The organism is Frigoribacterium sp. CFBP 13712 (assembly GCF_014842255.1).
Lineage (GTDB): Bacteria > Actinomycetota > Actinomycetes > Actinomycetales > Microbacteriaceae > Frigoribacterium.
Window position 1 is genome coordinate 338,069 of the sequence record NZ_JACYVH010000002.1, and the last position, 18,909, is coordinate 356,977.

At 71.5% G+C, this 18,909-nt stretch carries 15 protein-coding genes, 1 tRNA gene and 1 riboswitch; of the genes, 6 read left to right on the top strand and 10 right to left on the bottom strand.

What is annotated here, in order from left to right:
* Positions 1 to 14 precede the first annotated feature (14 nt).
* The 3 genes from treZ to glgX all read right to left on the bottom strand — a co-directional run bounded on the left by treZ (position 15) and on the right by glgX (position 6,508).
* On the bottom strand, positions 15 to 1,772 hold the full coding sequence (treZ, locus tag IFT51_RS05205; RefSeq protein ID WP_192059895.1) for a malto-oligosyltrehalose trehalohydrolase: 1,758 nt from the start codon (positions 1,770 to 1,772) through the stop codon (positions 15 to 17).
* A 144-nt stretch (positions 1,773 to 1,916) separates the two neighbouring features.
* The gene (gene treY / locus IFT51_RS05210) at positions 1,917 to 4,313 is read right to left on the bottom strand and encodes a malto-oligosyltrehalose synthase (RefSeq protein ID WP_192059897.1); all 2,397 of its coding nucleotides are present in this window, start codon (positions 4,311 to 4,313) and stop codon (positions 1,917 to 1,919) included.
* On the bottom strand, positions 4,310 to 6,508 hold the full coding sequence (glgX, locus tag IFT51_RS05215) for a glycogen debranching protein GlgX (protein WP_192059899.1): 2,199 nt from the start codon (positions 6,506 to 6,508) through the stop codon (positions 4,310 to 4,312). Before glgX ends, treY begins: the two co-directional genes overlap by 4 nt.
* Before the next feature lie 164 nt (positions 6,509 to 6,672).
* Here glgX and IFT51_RS05220 point away from each other — a divergent pair, with 164 nt between their 5' ends.
* A complete protein-coding gene (locus IFT51_RS05220) occupies positions 6,673 to 7,620 on the top strand; it encodes an NAD-dependent epimerase/dehydratase family protein (protein WP_371740688.1) in 948 nt (315 codons plus the stop codon).
* 52 nt (positions 7,621 to 7,672) lie between these two features.
* Here the strand turns inward: IFT51_RS05220 and IFT51_RS05225 are convergent, their stop codons facing one another.
* Positions 7,673 to 9,223 carry a S8 family serine peptidase gene (locus tag IFT51_RS05225; RefSeq protein WP_192059904.1) on the bottom strand — a complete coding sequence of 517 codons (1,551 nt, stop codon included), beginning with the start codon at positions 9,221 to 9,223 and terminating at the stop codon, positions 7,673 to 7,675.
* Between the two features lie 172 nt (positions 9,224 to 9,395).
* A riboswitch (TPP riboswitch) is annotated at positions 9,396 to 9,504 on the top strand.
* Here IFT51_RS05225 and IFT51_RS05230 point away from each other — a divergent pair.
* The 5 genes from IFT51_RS05230 (at position 9,497) to IFT51_RS05250 (ending at position 14,666) form a co-directional block, all read left to right on the top strand.
* Positions 9,497 to 10,135 carry an ECF transporter S component gene (locus tag IFT51_RS05230; RefSeq protein WP_192059906.1) on the top strand — a complete coding sequence of 213 codons (639 nt, stop codon included), beginning with the start codon at positions 9,497 to 9,499 and terminating at the stop codon, positions 10,133 to 10,135. It overlaps the preceding riboswitch by 8 nt.
* 12 nt (positions 10,136 to 10,147) lie before the next feature.
* A complete protein-coding gene (locus IFT51_RS05235; protein WP_371740690.1) occupies positions 10,148 to 11,632 on the top strand; it encodes an ABC transporter ATP-binding protein in 1,485 nt (494 codons plus the stop codon).
* On the top strand, positions 11,629 to 12,423 hold the full coding sequence (locus IFT51_RS05240; protein WP_371740691.1) for an energy-coupling factor transporter transmembrane protein EcfT: 795 nt from the start codon (positions 11,629 to 11,631) through the stop codon (positions 12,421 to 12,423). The genes IFT51_RS05235 and IFT51_RS05240 overlap by 4 nt, the downstream gene beginning before the upstream one ends.
* Positions 12,416 to 12,967: a zeta toxin family protein gene (locus IFT51_RS05245; RefSeq protein WP_244636927.1), complete on the top strand. Its 552-nt coding sequence runs from the start codon at positions 12,416 to 12,418 to the stop codon at positions 12,965 to 12,967. The genes IFT51_RS05240 and IFT51_RS05245 overlap by 8 nt, the downstream gene beginning before the upstream one ends.
* A 115-nt stretch (positions 12,968 to 13,082) precedes the next feature.
* Complete coding sequence (locus tag IFT51_RS05250) at positions 13,083 to 14,666, top strand: glycosyl hydrolase family 28-related protein (RefSeq protein ID WP_192059908.1); 1,584 nt, start codon at positions 13,083 to 13,085, stop codon at positions 14,664 to 14,666.
* A gap of 70 nt (positions 14,667 to 14,736) precedes the next feature.
* Here IFT51_RS05250 and IFT51_RS05255 read toward each other — a convergent pair whose 3' ends face one another.
* The 6 genes from IFT51_RS05255 to IFT51_RS05280 all read right to left on the bottom strand — a co-directional run bounded on the left by IFT51_RS05255 (position 14,737) and on the right by IFT51_RS05280 (position 18,833).
* Positions 14,737 to 15,591, bottom strand: a complete 855-nt coding sequence (locus IFT51_RS05255) for a hypothetical protein (protein ID WP_192059910.1) — start codon at positions 15,589 to 15,591, stop codon at positions 14,737 to 14,739.
* A 178-nt stretch (positions 15,592 to 15,769) separates the two neighbouring features.
* Positions 15,770 to 16,087: a metallopeptidase family protein gene (locus IFT51_RS05260; protein ID WP_192060196.1), complete on the bottom strand. Its 318-nt coding sequence runs from the start codon at positions 16,085 to 16,087 to the stop codon at positions 15,770 to 15,772.
* 167 nt (positions 16,088 to 16,254) lie between these two features.
* Positions 16,255 to 16,327 (bottom strand) — tRNA-His (locus IFT51_RS05265).
* A gap of 40 nt (positions 16,328 to 16,367) precedes the next feature.
* Positions 16,368 to 16,988 carry an oligoribonuclease gene (gene orn / locus IFT51_RS05270; protein WP_192059912.1) on the bottom strand — a complete coding sequence of 207 codons (621 nt, stop codon included), beginning with the start codon at positions 16,986 to 16,988 and terminating at the stop codon, positions 16,368 to 16,370.
* 145 nt (positions 16,989 to 17,133) lie between these two features.
* Positions 17,134 to 18,399: an MFS transporter gene (locus IFT51_RS05275; protein ID WP_192059914.1), complete on the bottom strand. Its 1,266-nt coding sequence runs from the start codon at positions 18,397 to 18,399 to the stop codon at positions 17,134 to 17,136.
* A complete protein-coding gene (locus IFT51_RS05280; protein WP_192059916.1) occupies positions 18,396 to 18,833 on the bottom strand; it encodes a MarR family winged helix-turn-helix transcriptional regulator in 438 nt (145 codons plus the stop codon). Before IFT51_RS05280 ends, IFT51_RS05275 begins: the two co-directional genes overlap by 4 nt.
* Positions 18,834 to 18,909 lie beyond the last annotated feature (76 nt).

Genomic DNA, 18,909 nt, shown 5'->3' on the forward strand with positions numbered 1-18,909 from the left:
CGAGGGCTCCGGCGTCAGCGGACGATCGCCACCGAGCGCGCCGGCAGCAGCAGACTGGACCCGGGTTCGATCGACGCGTCGCTGGCGAAGAGGACGGTGCTGCTCGGCACGGCGACCCGCGCCTCCTCTGCGGCGAAGTTGATCGCGATGCGGAGCTCGCCGCGCGTGAGCACGAGCCAGCGGGCGTCGGCGTCGTAGTCGACCGAGACGGAGTCGAAGCGCGGGTCGGTCAGGTCGGGCTCGCTGCGCCGCAGGGCGCCGAGACGACGGTAGGCGTCGAGCAGCACGGCGTGGCGACCCGACTCGAGCTCGGACCAGTCGAGCTTGCTGTTCTCGAACGTCGACGGCTCCTGCGGATCGGGCACGGACGATTCGTCCCAGCCCATCTTCGCGAACTCGGCGATGCGGCCCTTCGCCGTCGCCTCGCCGAGATCGTGCTCGGGGTGCGAGGTGAAGAACTGCCACGGGGTGGACGCCGCCCATTCCTCGCCCATGAAGAGCATCGGCGTGTACGGGCCCGCGAGGGTCAGGGCCGCCGCGATGACGAGCTGACCGTCGTCGAGGGTGGCGGCGAGACGGTCGCCGATCGCCCGGTTGCCGATCTGGTCGTGGTTCTGGTTCGCGACGACGAGGCGCCAGGTCGGCATGTGGTCGGTGTCGACCGGCTGTCCGTGCGTCGCCTCGCGGAACGACGACCAGGTGCCGTCGTGGAAGAACCCCTTCGTCAGCACCTTCGCGAGCGCGCCGAGCGGCTCGAAGTCGGCGTAGTAGCCGGTGGTCTCGCCGGTCAGCGCGACGTGGACGGCGTGGTGGAAGTCGTCGCTCCACTGCGCGTCGAGGCCGTAGCCCTGCCGGTGCTCGGGGCCGAAGCCGCCGCCGTCGCGGGGGGTGATCAGGGTCGGGTCGTTGAGGTCGCTCTCGGCGATCAGCGACAGCGGGCGACGCAGGTGCGCGCTCAGGGCGGCCGTCCGCTCGGCCAGCTCCTGCAGCAGGTGCACCTCGCTGTCGTCCTTCAGGGCGTGCACGGCGTCGAGTCGCAGACCGTCGACGTGGTAGTCGCCCAGCCACATCGCCGTGTTGTCGAGGATGAACTCGCGCACCTCGTGCGCACCGTCGTCGTCGAGGTTGACGTTGTCGCCCCAGGTGTTGGCGTGCTTGCTCGACAGGTACGGGCCGAAGAGCGGCAGGTAGTTGCCCGAGGGGCCGAGGTGGTTGTACACGACGTCCTGGATGACGCCGAGGCCGGCGGCGTGCGCGGCGTCGACGAAGCGCTGGTACGCCTCGGGCCCGCCGTAGTTGTCGGTGACCGTGAACCAGTCGACGCCGTCGTAGCCCCAGTTCCAGCGGCCGTTGACCCCGTTGACCGGCAGCAGCTCGACGAGGTCGACGCCGAGGTCGACGAGGTACGGCAGCTTGCCGATGGCCGAGTCGAGGGTGCCCTCGGGGGTGAAGGTGCCGATGTGCAGCTCGTAGACCACGGAGCCGGCCAGCTGACGGCCGGTCCACGCGGCGTCGGTCCAGGCGAAGGCGCCGGGGTCGTAGGTCTCGCTGAGACCGTGCACGCCGTCGGGCTGACGGCGCGAGCGGGGGTCCGGCAGGGGGGTGTCGCCCCCGTCGAGCACGAACCCGTAGCGGTGACCGGGCCCGCGGTCGAGATCGGGGGAGGCGCGCCACCAGCCGGTCTCGGGCTCGTGCGTCAGCGGCAGCAGCTCCCCGTCGAGGTGCAGCTGCACGGTGGTCGCTTTCGGGGCCCAGACGTCGTAGACGCTCATCGGTCTCCTCGGGTCGGTGTCGGTGTCGGGTCGGTGCGGTCGGTGAGTCGCGACATGCCGCCCACCTCGGGAGGTGAGCGGCATGTCGTGACTCCTCGACCAGGGGAGACGGTAGTCGGGCGCGGAGCGGCGCGGACGGGCGGGTCAGTCCTCTGCGGGGATCAGCAGGGCGACGGGGTACATGTCGAGCACCTCGGCCAGTCGCAGGCGACCGCCCTCGTGACGGCGACCCGTGAGGACGTCGCGATACGCGCCTCCTGCGGTCAGGACCTCGGTGTCGTCCCAGCCGCCGGCCTGCTCGAGGGAGACGGGGAGGCGCGTGGCGATCGCGATCGCGCCCCCGCGATCGACGGCGACGGCCGAGACGGCCTGCTCGCCGAACACCGGCAGCGCGGCGTAGCGGGTGAACAGGTCGGGGCGGTCGCGACGCAGCGTCAGGGCGCGATGCGTGACGAGCAGCTTCGCCGCGCCCGTGTCGTCGACCGGGGGAGTCGCGCCCGAGCGGATCGCCTCGAGGTAGAGACGACGCAGATCGAAGTCGACCGGGCGACGGTTGTCGGGGTCGACGAGCGAGAAGTCCCACAGCTCGCCGCCCTGATAGACGTCGGGGCTGCCCGGACCGATCAGCTGCATCAGCGTGACGCCGAGCGAGTTGCTGTACCCGGGGCCGCGGAGGACGTCGACGATGCGCTCGACCTCGTGCCGCACCTCCTCGTCGTCGAAGACGGCGTCGACGGCCGAGTGCATGCGCTCTTCGAAGGCCTCGGCCTCATCGGTGCGGTCGGTCCAGGTGGTCGACGAACCGGCCTCGCGGGAGGCCTTCTCGGCGTAGGCGTGCAGGCGCTCGCGCGACGCGGGCCACGAACCGACGACCGTCTGCCAGAGGATGTTCTCGAACGGCCCGTCGCCCATCGGCGCGAGGTCGCGGAGGCGCTGGAGGGTGGCGGCCCACTCGTGCGCGACCTCGGAGAGCACCGAGATGCGCGCCCGCACGTCGGCGCTCCGCTTCGTGTCGTGCGTCGACAGGGTCGTCATGCCGAAGGGGCGCTCGGCGAGGCGGCCCTGCTGGCGGGCGTGGAACTGCGCCGGAGTCACCGAGAACTCGCTGGGGTCGGCGCCCACCTCGGTCAGCGTCGCGAGGCGGCTGTAGCGGTAGAACGCGGTGTCTTCGACGCCCTTGGCCATCACCATGCCGCTGGTCTGCTGGAACCGCACCGACGCGGGGTGCGTCTCGTCGCGCAGCACGGCGACGACCCGCTCGACGGCATCTGCGAGCTCGGGGCGGTGACGCGTCGCGACGGACGCGGCCTCGGTCAGCTGCTCGGAGCCCTGCGGGAGGTAGCTGCGGTAGACGGGGAACGCCGCGGCCAGCTCGGCCAGGGCGTCGACGACCTCGGGGTCGACGGCGCCGCCGCCCGCGATCAGTCGCGCGAGGCGGTTGATCTCGCTGCCGAGGATGCCGTCGGCGATGCCGCGCTTGGTGCCCAGGATCATCTCGTGCCAGTCGACCGCCTCGTCGCCGGTCGACTCGTCGGCACCGGCCGCGCGCTCGTCGGCGTCGACGCCGGTCGCACGGCGGAGGCGCGAGTCGAGCCCGTCGAGCGCCGCGGCGCCGCTCGGGTCGACGAACAGCCGGTCGAGGTCGGCGAGGGTGTCGTACCCGGTGGTGCCCGCGGTGGCCCAGTCTTCGGGGAGGCGCTCGTCGCCTTCGAGGATCTTCTCGACGAGCACGTGGGCACGACCCGTGAGGGCGGCCAGACGGCCGAGGTAGCCCTTGGGGTCGGCCAAGCCGTCGGGGTGGTCGACCCGGAGGCCGTCGACGAGCCCGTCACGGAACCACCGCCCGATCTCGACGTGGGACTCGTCGAAGACGCGCCCCTCTTCGACCCGGATGCCGGCGAGGGTGTTCACCGCGAAGAAGCGGCGGTAGTTGAGGTCGGAGTCGGCGCGCTTCCAGTGCACGAGCTCGTAGTTCTGCCGTGCGTGGATGGCCGCAGCGTCGTCGCCGTCGCCTCGCGTGCCCGGGGCGATCGGGTACACGTTGTCGTAGTAGTGCAGCTCGTCGCCTTCGACGGCGAGGCCCTCGATGGACCCGTCGGCCGCCGCGGGCTCGCCGAGCACCGGCAGCAGCACCTTGTCGCCGCCGGCCGCCCAGTCGACGTCGAACGCGTCGGCGTAGCGGGACTCGCGGCCGTGGGTGAGGAGGTCCCACCACCAGACGCTGGACTTCGGCGTCGCGACGCCGACGTGGTTCGGGACGATGTCGACGAGCACGCCGAGGCCGTGCACGTGCGCACGGTCGGAGAGCGTGTGCAGACCCACCTCGCCGCCTCGCGCGGGGTCGACCCGGCTGTGGTCGACGACGTCGTAGCCGTGGTCGCTGCCCGGCTCGGCCTCGAGCACGGGCGACAGGTAGACCCAGTCGGCCCCGAGGTCGCGGAGGTAGGGGACGACGTCGGCTGCCGCGAACAGATCGAAGGAGGCGCGGATCTGCAGGCGGTACGTCGAACGCGGGTGTCGGGTCGAGTCGTTTCGGGTCACTGGTCTTCCTCGGCCGTGGCTCGGAGGACGACGAGCGAGCGACCCACCACGGGGAGTCGGTCGCCGGCTCGCAGAGCGGTGGGCGTCTGCGGTGTCGAGGGGGGCTGGACGGTGGTGGCGGCGCGGGTGGCCGTCGGCGTGCGGGGTGCGGCGTTCGCCGGCGGCGGCGGCACGTCGACGGTGCTGTCGACGACGACCTCCCAGCCCTCGGCGTACTCGTCGGGCGGCAGCACGAAGGTGACCGTGTCGGCGCTGGCGTTGAAGTAGAGGACGAAGTTGACGTCGGTGATGCGACCGCCGCGGGCGTCACGCCCGCGGATGCCGTCGCCGTTCAGGAACATGCCGATCGCCTTCGCGTACGACTCGTTCCACTCGCCCTCCTGCATGGCGTCGCCCTCGGTGGTCAGCCAGACGATGTCGGGCAGGGGCTCGCCCTCGCCGCGGGTGACCGGTCGGCCGTTGAAGTAGCGCTGGCGACGGAACGTCGGGTGGTCGTGCCGCAGCTTGATGACCTCGGCGACGAACTCGATCAGATCGCGGTCGGCGCTGTCCCAGTCGATCCAGCTGAGCTCGTTGTCCTGCGCGTAGGTGTTGTTGTTGCCCTTCTGCGTGCGACCGAGCTCGTCGCCGTGCAGCAGCATCGGGACGCCCTGGCTGAGCAGCAGGGTGGCCAGGAAGCTGCGCTGGCGCTGCTCGCGGAGCGCGCGGACCGCACCGTCGTCCGTCTCGCCCTCGACGCCCGAGTTCCAGGAGCGGTTGTGGCTCTCGCCGTCGTTGCCGTCTTCGCCGTTGGCGTCGTTCTGCTTGTCGTTGTAGCTGACCAGGTCGCGCATCGTGAAGCCGTCGTGGGCCGTGACGAAGTTGATGCTCGCCACCGGGCGGCGGCCGTCGCGCTCGTACAGGTCGGCCGAGCCGGTGATCCGGCTGGCGAACTCGCCGAGGGTCGAGGGCTCGCCTCGCCAGAAGTCGCGGACGGTGTCGCGGTACTTGCCGTTCCACTCCGTCCACTGGGGCGGGAAGTTGCCCACCTGGTACCCGCCGGGGCCGACGTCCCACGGCTCGGCTATCAGCTTGACCTGCGAGACGATCGGATCCTGTTGCACGAGCTCGAAGAAGGTCGACAGCCGGTCGACCTCGTAGAACTCGCGGGCCAGCGACGCGGCGAGGTCGAAGCGGAAGCCGTCGACGTGCATCTCGGTGACCCAGTACCGCAGGCTGTCCATGATCAGCTGCAGCGAGTGCGGGTGACGGACGTTCAGGCTGTTGCCGGTGCCCGTGTAGTCCATGTAGTAGGTCTTGTCGTCGTCCATCAGCCGGTAGTACGCGGCGTTGTCGATGCCCTTGAACGACAGGGTCGGCCCGAGGTGGTTGCCCTCGGCCGTGTGGTTGTACACGACGTCGATGATGACCTCGATGCCGGCCTGGTGCAGCACCCGCACCATGGTCTTGAACTCCTGCACCTGCTGACCGATGTCGCCCGTGGCCGAGTACGCGGCGTGCGGGGCGAAGAAGCCGATGGTGTTGTAGCCCCAGTAGTTGCTGAGGCCCTTCTCGAGCAGCGTGTTGTCTTGCACGAACTGGTGCACGGGCATCAGCTCGAGCGTCGTGATGCCGAGCTTCTTGAGGTGGTCGATGATCGCCGGGTGCGCGACGCCGGCGTAGGTGCCCCGCTCGTCCTCCGGTATGTCGGGGTGGGTCTGGGTGAGCCCCTTGACGTGAGCCTCGTAGATCACCGTCTCGTCGTAGCTGTACCGCGGGGCGCGGTCGCCCTGCCAGTCGAAGAACGGGTTGATCACGACGCCGAGCATCATGTGCGGGCCCGAGTCCTTGTCGTTGCGCGAGTCGGGGTCGCCGAAGTCGTACGCGAAGAGCGCTTCGTCCCAGTCGATCTCGCCGCAGGTCGCCTTGGCGTACGGGTCGAGCAGCAGCTTGTTCGGGTTCGCGCGAGAGCCCGAGGCGGGGTCGTACTCGCCGTGCACGCGGTAGCCGTAGCGCTGGCCGGGCTGCACCGTGGGCAGATAACCGTGCCAGACGTACGCGTCGACCTCTCGCAGATCGACCTGCGTCTCGACCCCGGCGTCGTCGAACAGGCAGAGGACCACACGCGTGGCGGCCTCGCTGAAGATCGCGAAATTGGTTCCGCTGCCGTCGTAGGTCGCGCCGAGTGGGTAGGGATTGCCGGGCCAGGTATGCATCGAACCTCCGATTGGGACTCGCTCAGCCTACGGGCGAACGGGGAGGGCGTCCGGCGCCGTGCGACGCGTACGGTGGCGACCATGTCGAACATCGTCGTTCCCACCCGCCCGACCCGCGCCTCCTCGGCCATCGCCCCGACGGGAGGGCGCTCGTGAGGATCGTCGTGCTCGGCGCCACCGGCCACGTCGGCGGCTACCTCGTCCCCCGGCTGGTGGCGACCGGTCACGAGGTGGTCGCGGTCAGTCGTGGCACGTCCGAGCCGTACCGCGCGCACGCCGCCTGGGCCTCCGTCGAACGGGTCGCGCTCGACCGCGACGCCGCCGAGGCCGACGGCACGTTCGGTGCGCAGGTGGCTGCGCTCGAGGCCGACGTCGTCGTCGACATGATCTGCTTCACCGTCGACAGCGCCACGCATCTGCTCGACGCGCTGCGCGGGACGGGCACCGCACTGGTCAGCTGCGGAACGATCTGGGTGCACGGCCCGGCGGTCGAGGTGCCCATCACCGAGGAGGCGCGTCGGACGCCGTCCGGCGAGTACGGCACGCAGAAGGCCGCCATCGAGGAGCTGCTGCTGCGCGAGTCGCGGCGACCCGGCGGCGTGCAGTCGACGGTGCTGCACCCGGGCCACATCACCGGACCGGGCTGGCCCATGATCAACCCGCAGGGCAACCTCGACCTCGGCGTGTGGGAGGCGCTCGCCGCGGGCCGCGAGGTCGTGCTGCCCGACCAGGGGTCCGCGACCGTGCACCACGTGCACGCCGACGACGTCGCACAGGCCTTCCAGCTCGCGGTCGACCGGTTCGGCCAGGCGGCCGGCGAGGCGTTCCACGTCGTGTCGGAGCGCGCCGTCTCGCTCCGCGGCCTCGCCGAGGCCGTCGCGCGCGAGTACGGGCAGGAGGCGCGGCTCCGGTTCGTCCCGTTCGACGAGTTCCGCACGCTGGTCTCGGACGAGGCGGGCGACGCCTCGTGGCAGCACGCGTGGCGCAGCCACTCGATGAGCATCGAGAAGGCGCGTCGGCTGCTCGGCTACGCGCCGCGGTACACGACCGTCGAGGCCGTGGTCGAGGGGCTCGAGTGGCTGGCGGCCGACGGGCGGCTCACGCTGCGCTGAACGCGGTCGCGCCCGCACCCCTGTCGAGGTGCGGGCGCGAACGGGCGGGGTGTCAGCGCCTGGTCACCGCCGCGAGAGCGTCGACGACGCCCTCGCCGAAGTAGCCGTTGTCGGCGACCGTGCCGGTGCAGGCCGCGACGCCGGCGGGGCAGGCCGTGTCGGTGGCCTGCTTCTCGAGCAGGCGCGTCAGCTCGGCGCCTTGGGCCTTCGGGTGCGTGGACTTCAGCAGGGCGAGCACGCCGGCGACGTGCGGCGAGGCCATCGAGGTGCCGGACTTCGTGCCGTAGCCGCCGTCGAGCACGGTCGAGAGGATCGCCGAACCCGGGGCGGCGACGTCGATGACGCCCTCACCGTAGTTCGAGAAGCTCGACTTCGCGCCCGCCGAGGTGGTCGACGACACGGTCACGACGCCGTCGAGCTCGGTCGGGATGTCTTCGCAGCCGGCGTCGATCTGCCGCACGACGGGGGTCGTGTCGTTCGGGCTGGCGTCGTCGACGGTCTTGTTCGCGAGGTCGATCGACGAGTTGCCGGCGGCGGCGACGTTCACGACGCCCTTCTTGTCCTGCGTGTACTGCACGGCCCGGTCGACGCTCGTCTTGACGGCGAGCTGGTCGACGTCGGAGTCGCACCAGAACTGCCACGGGTCGACGTAGTAGCTGTTGTTGGTGATCGACGCGCCGGTCGAGGCGGCGTACATGAAGCCGCAGATCGCCGCCTCGGGGTAGATGAACCCGTCGTCGCTGACGACCTTGACGGCCGAGATGCGCACACCGGGGGCGACGCCGACGATGCCGACGCCGTTGCGCGCGGCGGCGATGGTGCCGGCCACGTGCGTGCCGTGATCGCTCGTCGTGGGCTGCCAGGCGTCGTACGACCGGTCGGGCGTGCCGGCGAGGCAGCCGGCCGAGGCGCGGGTGTCGATGTTCGGCTGCAGGTCGGGGTGGTCTCCCTCGATGCCCGAGTCGAGCACGGCGACGAGCACCTTCCGGCTGCCGTCGGTGATCTGGTGCGCCTGGTCGGCCTTGATCGCCTTGTTGTCCCACTGCTGGGCCTCGAGCGGGTCGGCGACGACGGTGGTCTGCGCTTCGAGTCGCCGCTCGGGCGAGGCGGCGTCGGCGCGACCGGGCTTCCCGGGCTTGCCCGGCTTGCCGTGCCCCGGTCCGTGGCCGGTGCCGGGGGGCGTGACGCCCACGCCGAAGGTCGGGTCGGTGGCCGTGACCGGTGCCGTGCGGGTCGCCCCGACCGAGTCGACGCCGCGCGTGGCCCGCAGGGACGCGGCGAAGTTCGTGTTGTCGGACTGCGCCACGATCACGCCGATCTCGTCGTACGCGGCGATCACCGCGCCTCCGGCCGTTCCGACGGCCCTCTCGATCTTGTCGACCTGACCGCGGTTCGCCTTCTCGACGTTGACGGTGTAGTTCATCAGCGGCCCGGCGACGACCGGGAGCGTCGGCGTGACCGGCTTGCCGACCGGCGCGGACGCAGGAGGCGCGGCGAACGCGACCCCGGAGCCGACGGCGGTGAGACCGAGGGCGAGCGAGGCGGTGAGACAGGTGGCGAGCACGCGACGGCGTGCGCTGCGGGGGTTCTTCGGGAAGGACATCGGACTCCTCGTCGGGCGCCGGCGGGTCGGCGCACCTTTGATAGGGAAATCTAAGGTTCCCGGCGGCGTCGCGCAGCGGGCACTTCGCGGGACCGGCGTTGTCCCCCATCCGGGGCACGGAGGCCGAGGAGGCGCGTCGCACCCGGGTGCGCCCGCCCGCGCTATGCTCATCGCACAACACACGGGAGTCCGGTGAGCCGGGCTGAGAGGAAGCGAACCACGCTTCGACCGTCGAACCTGATCCGGATCATGCCGGCGCAGGGAGGAGATCACATGTCTGTCCGCACGTCCACCACCGGTCGCGAGGCCGCCACCGCGACGAAGGCCCCGGCGAGGCGCTGGCGCGTCGTCGACATCGTCGTCGCCAGCGTCATCGGCGTCGCCTCGGGAGTCGTCTTCTGGGCCTGGGGCGTCGCCTACTACGGCACCGACGTGCTGCTGAGCTTCTCGGGCGGGTTCCAGGGCATCTTCAACGGGATGTGGCTGTTCGCCGGGGTGCTCGGCGGCATCGTCATCCGCAAGCCCGGCGCCGCCGTCTACACCGAGGTGGTCGCCGCGGTCGTGTCGATGCTGATCGGCACGCAGTGGGGGTTCTCGGTGCTGATCTGGGGCATCGTCCAGGGGCTCGCCGCCGAGATCGTGCTCGCGCTGTTCCTCTACAAGTCGTGGCGCCTCGGGGTGGTGCTGCTCGCCGGCACGGTCGCCGGTCTCGCCGTCGGCCTGATGGACATCACGTTCTCGTCGACCGCCGCGGCGCTCGCACCCGAGCGGCAGTTCGTCTACGTCGCCTCGTCGATCGTGTCGGGTCTCGTCATCGCCGGGTTCCTCTCGTGGCTCGCCGCTCGAGGGCTCGCCCGCAGCGGCGCCCTGAACCGCTTCGCCTCCGGTCGGACGACCGAGACCCTGGTCTAGCGGGGCGCGGGCGTGGCGTCGGTGCCCGCACCGGGCGGGGCCCGCGTGACGGCCCGCGGGTGGGGCTGGCGGCACGCGGGACGGCGCGCCCGCGCGGTCTCGGGCCTCGACCTCGACATCGAGCCCGGTGAGAAGGTGCTGCTGCTCGGAGCCTCCGGTGCCGGCAAGTCGACGCTGCTCGCCGGTCTGGCCGGCGTGCTGGGCGGCGACGAGGACGGCGACGCCGAGGGCGAGCTGCTCGTCGACGGGAGGCCGCCCGCCTCGCAGCGCGGGCGCGTCGGGCTCGTGCTGCAGGACCCGGACTCGCAGGTGGTGCTCGCCCGCGTGGGCGACGACGTGGCCTTCGGCTGCGAGAACCTCGCCGTGCCGCGCGACGAGATCTGGCGCCGGGTGCACGAGTCGCTCGATGCCGTCGGGCTCGACCTGCCGCTCGCCGCCTCGACCTCCGAGCTCAGCGGCGGTCAGAAGCAGCGTCTGGCGCTCGCCGGCGCGTTGGCGATGCGACCCGGGCTGCTCCTCCTCGACGAGCCCACCGCGAACCTCGACCCGGTCGGCGTCGTCGAGGTGCGCGACGCCGTGGCCCGGGTCGCCGAGGCGACCGACGCCACGCTGGTCGTGGTCGAGCACCGCGTCTCGGTGTGGCTGCCCGTCGTCGATCGCGTCGTCGTGCTCGCCGCCGACGGGGGAGTGCTCGCCGACGGCAGACCCGACGAGGTCCTCCGGGCGCAGCGCGACACGCTGACCGCCGCGGGCGTCTGGGTGCCCGGGGTCGACGTCCCGACGCCCCCGCGGAGACGGGCGACCGGTGACACGCTGCTCGAGGCGCACGGACTCGCCGTCGGTCGGCGCGGCCCGCGCGGTGCGGCGGTGGCCTCCGACGTCGGTCTGTCGGTCGTCGCCGGCCGAGCGCTGGCCGTGACGGGGCCGAACGGCGCCGGCAAGTCGACGCTCGCCCTCACCGTGGCGGGTCTCCTGCCGCCGGTGGCCGGTCGGCTCGTCGCGTCGTCGGCGCTGGCGGGCGAGGCCGGGCAGTCGCCCGTGCGATGGCGACCGCGCCAGCTGCTGACCCGCATCGGCACGGTCTTCCAGGACCCGGAGCACCAGTTCCTCTCGACGACGCTGCGGCGCGAGCTGGCCGTGGGACCGCGGGCGCTGGGCGTCCCCGCCGCCGAGATCGACCGCCGGGTCGACGCGCTGCTCGAGCGTCTGCGCCTCGACCACCTCGCCGCGGCGAACCCGTTCACGCTCTCCGGCGGGGAGAAGCGCCGACTGTCCGTCGCGACGATCCTGGCCTCGCGGCCGTCGGTGCTCGTGCTCGACGAGCCCACCTTCGGTCAGGACGCCCGCACCTGGCGCGAGCTCGTGGCGTTCCTCGCCGAGCTCCTCGACGACGGCCGGGCGGTCGTGACGGTGACGCATGACGCCGATCTCGTGGCGGCCCTGGCCGACGACGTCCTCGACCTGCCGGCCGGCTCGGCGACCGGAGGGGCGTCGTGAGCATCCTGACCACCATCGAGACCACCGGCGTCGTGGGCCGCGTCAACCCGGTCGCGAAGCTGCTGGCCGCCCTCGTCATCGCGGTCGTGCTGCTGCTCTCGATCGACTGGGTCTCGGCGGGGACGGCGCTCGCCCTCGAGCTGATGCTCCTGCCCTGGGCGGGGCTGACGGCCCGGCAGCTCGCCGTCCGCACCTTCCCGCTCTGGATCGCCGCCCCCTCCTCGGTGCTGGTGACCGCGGTCTACGGTCGTGACGGAGGCGCCGTCCTGATCGACTGGTGGGTGGTGTCGGTCACCGAGGGGTCGCTCTCCCTGGCGGCCGCGATCGGCCTCCGCATCCTCGCCGTCGGCATCCCGGGCATCGTCCTCCTCGCGACCACCGACCCCACCGACCTGGCCGACGGTCTCGGCCAGGTGCTCCGCCTCCCGGCCCGGTTCGTGCTGGGTGCGCTCGCCGGTCTCCGTCTCGTGGGGCTGTTCATGGACGACTGGCGTCAGCTGGCTCTGGCCCGTCGGGCGCGCGGCGTCGCCGACTCGGGCGGTCCGATCGGGGCCCTCCGGCGTTTCGGTCAGCAGGCCTTCGCCCTGCTCGTGCTGTCGGTCCGCCGCGGGAGCAAGCTCGCGACCGCGATGGAGGCCAAGGGCTTCGGCTCGGACGAGCCCCGCACCTGGGCCCGCCCGTCGGTGTTCGCCGGGCGCGACGTCGTGCTCGTCGGTCTCGGCGTCGCCGTGGCCGCGATCGCCGTGACGGCCGCCGTCGCCGCCTCGACCTGGTCGTTCGTCCTTGCCTGACCGCGTCGACGCCGTGATCGAGCGCATCCTGCAGCACACCGAGGAGGCGCGGGTCGCCGACCAGCCCGCCGTCGTCCTGATCGACGGCCGCTCCGGTTCGGGCAAGACGACGCTGTCACGCCGACTGTCCGACGCCTGGCCCGCACACCTCGGTCCCGTCCGCCTCGTCCACCTCGACGACGTCTACCCGGGCTGGCACGGACTCGAGGCGGCGTCGGAGGCCGTGCCGACGACGATCCTGCGGGGGACGCCCCGCGGCTGGCGGCGATGGGACTGGCAGCTGGACCGACCGGGGGAGTGGGCGGCCCTCGACCCGGCCGTCTCGGTGATCGTGGAGGGTGCGGGGTCGGTGACCCGCGCCTCCTCGGCTCTGGCGACGACGCGGGTCTGGCTCGAGCTCGATCGCGACGAGCGACGACGACGGGCGCTCGCACGCGACGGAGCCGCCTACGAGCCGTGGTGGGACGTCTGGGCCGAGCAGGAGGAGCGGCATCTGGCCAGGCATGCGCCTCGGACGCTCGCCGACATCGTCGTCGACGCGTAGGCAGGCGCGGGCTCGTTCGACCCCGGGGTGGTCGACCTGGCGCGATCGGCTCACACGCGTTAGCCTTTCCGAGGCCAGTGCATGAATGCCCTGGTCTCATGAGAGTGGGTGGCATGTGAGTACTTCGGATTCCGGTGGACGATACGGCAGTCGACGGCTGTTCCTCGCCGCGGGCGCGACCGTGGCGGCGGCAGCGCTCGTCCTCGACGGCGCGGGAGCAGCACCCGCCGTCGCGGCCGGCCCGACCGATGCGGACGACCCTCACGTCGCGGTCGACGTGAAACGGATCGGGGCACGCGGCGACGGGCGGACGAACGACACCGTGGCGTTCCAGCAGGCCCTCGATCTCGCCGCCAAGGTGCGCGGTCGCGTCGTGGTGCCGGCCGGCGCGTATCTGATCGACTCCGTCTCGGTGCCGATGCTCGTCAAGATCCAGGGGCTGGGCGCCGACATCAGCCGGTACGGGTCGGGGACGAGCGGCGGGGTCAACCTGCGCCACCTGCCCACGTCGACCGCGCCGATGGTCGTGGTGACGGGCCCGGGTACGACCCTCGAGGGGCTGACCCTGCAGGGCAACGGATCAGACGCGCCGCTGCTTCGGGTCGACAACGGGTTCGAGTCGCGCTTCGACCGGGTGCACCTCGCCAACGTGGCGGGCACGGCTCTGCTCGCCCAGCGGGTCAACAACGCGTTCTGGTCGGACGTCTTCGTCAACAACTGCGGCACCGAGACCGACGCCGCGATGGTGGTCAGGTCGCCGCCGGCCGAGATGAGCCTGACGAACTCGAACACGCTCACCTGCGTCGATCTGACCATCGAAGGCAGTCCGGGGCCCGCGCTCGACCTCGGCTGGGGCGGGTCGGGCGAGCACTTCGTCGAGTTCGTGCGACTGGTCGCCCCGCACATCGAGGCGCTGCAGACCGGATCCGCGCCGGAGGCGGTGATCCGGGTGGGGAACGTCCGTCACGTCGAGCTCGTCAGCCCGTTCCTCTACGGCGGCGGCGGGCCCCTGATCGAGCATCGGCGGCAGCGTCCGCGCGGTGTCGTGCTCGAAGGGGGGATCCGCGTGGTGGGCGGGGCGCTGCTCGGCGTCGACCCGGCGAAGGCGACGGCGAACGACCACCTCGTGCGTCTGACGAACGGCGACGACTTCGCCCTGATCGGCACGCGGCTCGGACGCTTCACCGGGGCGGCCGTCGCCGTCGGGGCCGATTACGGCGCGAACGTGATGATCGATCCGACCACGCGCATCCAGCTGTCGAAGGGGGCGTCGCCGGTGCGTGACGAGCGACCCGCTCGGGCGCTGCCCGTCTGGGGTTGGCCCGGCGGCGTCACGACGGCGGCGGACGTCGAGGTCGGCCGCCATCTGCTCGCGGGGCGCGCGACCGCGCCGACGGCTCAGCCGCTGCCGGCGGCCGCGCTCGGTGCGGCGCAGATCGTCGCGGCGGGCGGCGACTCGGCGGGTTCCGTGCGCTACACGCCCGGGGCGGCCGCGAAGGCGGGGCCCCAGGTGCGACTGAGGTTCGCCGCACCGTTCGCCACCCCGCCGACGGTCGTGCTGACGGCGCAGTCGGCCGCCGCCGCAGCGAGCCGACCCTACGTCTCGGTCACGAAGGACCACGTCGAGATCTGCGTCGTCGAGCCGCTGCCGGCTGCTCAGCGCGGAGAGGTCGCGTTCGGGTATCAGGTGGTGGGCTGACGGCGGCCGTCCACCGGCCCGGCTCCGCCTCGGGCGGTCAGGCCCCGCCGAGCTCGTGCGAGCGATCGGATCAGAACGAACCGCCTCCACGACCGCCGAGGGTGTCCTTGCCGTCGCCGTCCCAGTCGCCGGCGAAGGCGGCACCCGTGCCGGGGCCGTAACGGAACTGCAGGCCGTACCGATCGGTGCCCGTGGCGGGCTGCGTCATCTCCAGGTCGTTGTAGAGCGCCCAATCCGAGTGTCCCTGCTGGCGGGGCGGTGCGTAGGGGAACCGGAATCCGAGCGTGTCCTCACCGTCGCCGTCCCAGTCGCCGACGGTGATGAGCGCCGTCGGGAACCGAGCCTCCACGTCGACGACCCGAGCGGTGCGCGCCGTCGAGAGGTCGTTCGTGATGTGGAAAAGGCCGTTACGGAGGATGGCAAGGGAGTCTCTGCCGTCACCGTCCCAGTCGCCGACGAAGATCCGGTCGCCCGAGCGGCCGAATGCGATCGAGAAGTCGGCCTTGCCGCCCTCCCAGCGATTAGTGAAGTGGAAGGTGCTGCCGCGACGCACGGCGAGTGTCGCGACGCCGTCGCCGTCCCAGTCGCCCACATAGGTCTCGTCGGTGGTCTTCCCGTAAGAGACTGCGCGGTCCGTGTAGGCCGCCGTCGTCTCGGGCTGCAGGTAGTAGGTGTTGCCGCGACGCGCGGCGAGACTGTCTCGGCCGTCGCCATCCCAGTCGCCGACGAAGAGCGAGTCGTTCATACGCCCGAACACGACGGAACCGGCGAGTACCGGGCTCGAGGGGAAGTCCGAGAAGCCGACGATGGTCCCGTACCCCCCGGTGGCCCCGCCCTTGGCCTGAGCCGGGACGGCGATGGTCGCGGTGAGTCCGACCGCGACGGCGAAGGCGGCGATGGTGCGGACGGTGGTGCTGGACTTCATGGTTCCCCCTCTGGTGGTCGGTGTGTCGCACGGCCACCAGGGGCCATGTCGAGCGCACCTCGACTCTATGGCGTGCCCGCTGCCGTAAAGCGACCGTTCGGTAACGGATCGACGACGAAGAGCAGCGGATGACCCTGCCGGCGGTCGTGCTGCCGGCGCAGTCGGCCCCCTCGCGCGGTCAGGCCCAGCCGAGCTCGTGCAGCTGCTCGTCGTCGATGCCGTAGAAGTGGGCGATCTCGTGGACGAGGGTGACGTGGATCTCGTCGGCCAGCGCCTCCTCGTCGTCCACGGCGGCCAGGTGCGGTTCGCGGTAGAGGATGATGCGGTCGGGCAGCTCGCCGAAGCCGTACTGGCCCCGTTCGGTCAGAGCGACGCCGTCGTACAGGCCGAGCAGGTCGAGTGAGCCGTCTTCGGGGCGGTCTTCGGTGACGAAGACGATGTTGTCGAGCCCGTCGACCATGTCGTCGGGCAGCAGATCGAGCTGATCGACGACCATCTCGTCGAAGCGCTCGGCGCTGATCGCGGCCGGGTCGATCCCCGACGGCCCGTCGTCGTCAAGTCGGTGCGGTTCGTCCACGCGCCTACTCTCGCACGCCCCGTCCGTCTTCCCCTGGGCGCACAAAGAAGCCCCGCCACGAGGGCGGGGCTTCTTTGTCTCATCAGGGTGAGTAACGGGGCTTGAACCCGCGGCCTCCTAGACCACAACCAGGCGCTCTACCAGCTGAGCTATACCCACCATGTGCACTCGCCGAAGCGGTTGCAACGAGAAGACTCTACTACAGCCTGGAGGCCCATTCGTCCACGACGGTCTTCGAGATCGCCTGCACCTCTTCGGTGGTCGGGCCGGGCTCCGAGACGAAGCCGGCGCGACGGTAGTACTCGAGCTCGCGGATCGACTCGAGGATGTCGGCGAGCGCACGGTGGCCGCCGTTCTTCTGCGGGGCGTTGAAGTACACGCGGGGGAACCAGCGCCGGGCGAGCTCCTTGATCGACGACACGTCGATGCTGCGGTAGTGCAGGTGACCGTCGACGCGCGGCATGTACTTCGCGAGGAACGCCCGGTCGGTGCCGATGGTGTTGCCGGCGAGCGGCGCCTGCTGCTTCGTGGGCACGTGCTTGAGGATGTACTCGAGCACCTCGAATTCGGCCTCGGCCAGGCTGACGCCGTTCGGGATCTCGTCGATCAGACCCGACGACGTGTGCATCTCGGTGACGAAGTCGCCCATGTTGTCGAGCGCCGACTGATCGGGCTTGATCACGATCGTGAAGCCGGGGTGGACGGGGGTGAGGTCGAAGTCGGTGATCACGACGGCGACCTCGACCAGTTCGTCGACGCTGAGGTCGAGACCGGTCATCTCGCAGTCGATCCAGACCAGACGGTCGTTCGCTGAAGCCATGGGGGGAGTCTAGCCGCGTGGCCGTCGGGCACCGCGCCTCCTCGGGGCCGGTCCATGAGTCACGACACGCCGCCCGCCTCGTGGGGCGAGCGGCGTGTCGTGACTCCTCGACGGCGGGGGAGCCGAGGAGGCGCGGGTCGGCACCTCAGGTCAGGTCGCCCGCCCCGATGGCCTCGGCCTCGACGGCGGCCGGCTCGGGCCCGTCGTCGACGCGACGGAGGGCCTTGCGGGCCGCGATCACCACCACGAGGGCGACGGCGACGCTCGCCGCGGCGAACACGTACGCCGCGCTCGGCGCGATCGTGTCGGCCAGCAGGGTCGCGACCGGAGGCGCCATCGCTCCGCCGAGGAACCTCACGCCCGAGTAGGCGCTCGAGGCGACCGAGCGGGGCAGGTCGGTGGCCTCCATCACCGACTCGGTCAGAACCGTGTTGAGCACGCCGAGCACGAGCCCGCCGACGACGACGCAGACGACCAGGGTCGCAGGGGTGCCGACGACGATCGCTGCGGCGACGAGGTCGAGCGCCAGCAGGGGGAGGGCGATCTTCAGCACGGTGGTGCGCTTCATCCGGGCCGTGAGCATCGGCGCGACCCAGACCGAGGTGACGGCCAGCCCGACGCCCCAGCCGAAGAACGTGAAGCCGATGCCGAGTGCGCCGAAGCCGAGCGGATAGGGCGTGTAGGCGAGCAGCACGAAGAAGCCGATGTTGTAGAACAGCGCGGTCGCGGCGAGGGCGCCGAGCGCCGGACGGGCCAGGGCGCGGAAGGGCGCCGAGAGCCGGGTCGGCGTCGGCTTCTCCATCGAGCCGGATTTCAGGAACAGCACGATCGCGATGAACGCCACGGCCATCAGGGTCGTCACGCCGAAGAACGGGCCGCGCCAGCTCACCGAGCCCAGCAGGCCGCCGATCAGCGGTCCGATCGCGATGCCGAGCCCGAGCGCCGCCTCGTACAGGATGATCGCCGAGGCCGTGCCGCCGCTCGCGGCGCCCACGATCGTGGCGAGGGCCGTCGAGATGAAGAGCGCGTTGCCGAGCCCCCAGCCGGCACGGAACCCGATGATCGATCCGACGTCGCCGCTCGTGGCTGCGAGCAGGGCGAACACGACGATCAGCGCCAGCCCGATCAGCAGGGTCCTCTTCGCGCCGAGTCGGCTCGAGACGTAGCTGGTGAAGAACATCGCGACCCCGGTGACCGCGAGGTAGCTGGTGAAGAGCAGCTCGGTCTGAGTCGGCGTCGCTCTCAGCGACTCGGCGATCGCGGGCAGGATCGGGTCGACGAGGCCGATGCCCATGAACGCGACGACGCAGGCGAACGCGATGGCCCAGACCGCCGTCGGCTGGTGCAGGATGCTGGGTTTCGAGGGGGCTGCCGGAGGCGCGGTGACGGCGGACGAGGAGGCGCGGCTCATGCGGGCACCGCCTCGGTGCTCACGCGGGTGGCGAGCAGCTGCGCGGCGTGGTCGAGCACGCCCCATTCGGCCTCGTCGAGGTCGGCGAACAGCGCCCCGAGGGCGTCGGCCAGCTGGGCCCGCCAGTCGACGAGGGCTCGGGTGCCCTTGTCGCTGATCGCGATCAGCCAGGCGCGCGAGTCGTCGACGTCGGCGATGCGGTAGACGAGCTCGTCGTCGACGAGCCCGCGGAGGAGCTTCGTCATGGTCGGTTGGCTGACGCGGCTCGCCTTGGCGAGGTCGCCCACCCGCAGGCTGCCGTCTGTCGTGAGGATCGACAGTGTGCGCCAGACGGCGGGGGAGGTGGTGCGGCCGGTCTCCTGCGCGGCGATGCGCGTCAGGCGATGGGTCGACGTCAGGAGGGATTCCAGGATGTCGGTCGGCTGTGAAGTCATGCCGAGCAGTCTATAGCCAAGCTATATAGCTTGGCTAATCAGTTCGAGTGGACGGATCGCCGGAGGCAACCTGGGC

Coding starts and splice junctions, on each gene's coding strand:
- IFT51_RS05255 (WP_192059910.1), bottom strand. CDS start 15,591: ATGAAGTCCAGCACCACCGTCCGCACCATCGCCGCCTTCGCCGTCGCG.
- IFT51_RS05275 (WP_192059914.1), bottom strand. CDS start 18,399: ATGAGCCGCGCCTCCTCGTCCGCCGTCACCGCGCCTCCGGCAGCCCCC.
- glgX (WP_192059899.1), bottom strand. CDS start 6,508: ATGCATACCTGGCCCGGCAATCCCTACCCACTCGGCGCGACCTACGAC.
- IFT51_RS05280 (WP_192059916.1), bottom strand. CDS start 18,833: ATGACTTCACAGCCGACCGACATCCTGGAATCCCTCCTGACGTCGACC.
- orn (WP_192059912.1), bottom strand. CDS start 16,988: ATGGCTTCAGCGAACGACCGTCTGGTCTGGATCGACTGCGAGATGACC.
- IFT51_RS05230 (WP_192059906.1), top strand. CDS start 9,497: ATGTCTGTCCGCACGTCCACCACCGGTCGCGAGGCCGCCACCGCGACG.
- IFT51_RS05225 (WP_192059904.1), bottom strand. CDS start 9,223: ATGTCCTTCCCGAAGAACCCCCGCAGCGCACGCCGTCGCGTGCTCGCC.
- treZ (WP_192059895.1), bottom strand. CDS start 1,772: ATGAGCGTCTACGACGTCTGGGCCCCGAAAGCGACCACCGTGCAGCTG.
- IFT51_RS05260 (WP_192060196.1), bottom strand. CDS start 16,087: ATGGTCGTCGATCAGCTCGATCTGCTGCCCGACGACATGGTCGACGGG.